The organism is Pseudomonas sichuanensis (assembly GCF_003231305.1).
GTDB lineage: Bacteria > Pseudomonadota > Gammaproteobacteria > Pseudomonadales > Pseudomonadaceae > Aquipseudomonas > Aquipseudomonas sichuanensis.
Genome location: NZ_QKVM01000124.1, coordinates 1 through 1494 on the forward strand (window position 1 = coordinate 1; position 1494 = coordinate 1494).

Annotated in this window: 2 protein-coding genes; both read left to right on the plus strand. The window is 62.5% G+C overall.

Annotation, left to right across the window (positions count from 1 at the left end):
* The first annotated feature begins 29 nt into the window (after positions 1-29).
* On the plus strand, positions 30-1286 hold the full coding sequence (locus tag DM373_RS28350; protein ID WP_059183360.1) for a TolC family protein: 1257 nt from the start codon (positions 30-32) through the stop codon (positions 1284-1286).
* On the plus strand, positions 1283-1494 hold a 212-nt coding region (locus DM373_RS29035), incomplete at its 3' end, for a heavy metal-binding domain-containing protein (RefSeq protein WP_279630503.1). The genes DM373_RS28350 and DM373_RS29035, both read left to right, overlap by 4 nt.

Here is a 1494-nt window from a genome sequence, read left to right on the forward strand (position 1 = left end):
TGCGCTGGTTTTTTCGAGGAATCATCTTCATGACTCCCCTATGTTCCCATTCAGGGCGGATGCTTGCTGCCGCCCTGACACTCCTGCTGCCGGTGCTATCCGCGCAGGCGAATTCGCTCACGCTGGACGATGCGCTGCAACTCGCCGAGCGCAACGCACCTTCGCTTCAAGCACGCCAAGAACAGGCTTCCGCAGCACGTCACTCAGTTGTGCCTGCGGGTGAATTGCCAGATCCACGATTGAATCTCGGTGTGCAGAACCTGCCCGTGGATGGCAGCGATCGATGGAGTACCAACCGAGACTTCATGACCATGCAGGTGGTCGGCCTTTCTCAGGAGGTGCCCAACCGCGACAAACGAAAAGCGCGGGTCGAAACCGCTCAGGCCACGGTCGAGCGGGCGGATGCCGAAGCGCTGTTCGAGCGTCTGAAAGTGCGTGCAGCCACGGCACAAGCTTGGATTACCGCGTACACCCTGCAACGCAAACTGCAGCAGTTCGACAACCTGTTCAACGAAAACCGTCTGCTGGCAGCAGCGGTACGCGCACGCCTGGCCGCAGGGGGCGGCGCTTCCGCCGACGCCCTGGCCCCGGGCCAGGAGGCCGCGCAGCTGGAAGAGCAGAAGGACCAACTACTGACCCAAGCCACCCAGGCCCGCGCCGCACTTAAACGCTGGATCGGACAGGATGCCGACGCATTACAAGCGCCGACGTTTCCGCAGTGGCCGGTACGCGCACCTGACTACCTGCACACCCTACACGCCCATCCGGAGTTGGCCGCCTACGGGGCCATGACCCGTGAAGCCCAAGCTCAGGTGCAGCAGGCCATCGCCGAGAAAAAGTCAGATTGGGGCTGGCAGGTTGACTACCAACGCCGCGGGCCTGAATTCAGCAACATGGTCAGCCTGCAGGTCAGTTTCCAGTTACCGCTGTTCAGCGGGTCGCGGCAGGACCCGATGATCGCCGCTCGCCAGGCCCAGGTGCGGCAACTGGAGGACGAACAGGAAGCGGCACTGCGTGAACACACCGCGCAGCTCGAAGCTGACCTGGCGGAATACCAACGCCTGCAAAGGGCGGTGACGCGCAGCCGCGAAACCTTGCTGCCGCTGGCCGAACAACGCGTCAGCCTGGCCTTGGCCGACTACCGGGCAGGCAAGTCGGCGCTGGAAGAGGTAGTCACAGCGCGGCGTCAGCGCATCGAGGCACGGTTACAGGATATCGACCTGCAAGGGCAGCTAGCGGCGACCGCCGCTCGCCTGCACTTCGTATATGGAGAGGTGCGTGCATGAACAACAGGTCTATCGGTTTGATCACAGCACTCGCCCTGGCCATTGGCACCGGGACAGGCTATTGGCTGGGGCATCCTGGGCAACCTGCACAAGCACCCGCAGCAACAGCGGAACAGAAGCCATTGTATTGGTACGACCCGATGTACCCGCAGCAACACTTCCCAGCGCCCGGCAAGTCGCCGTTCATGGACATGCAACTGGTAGCGAA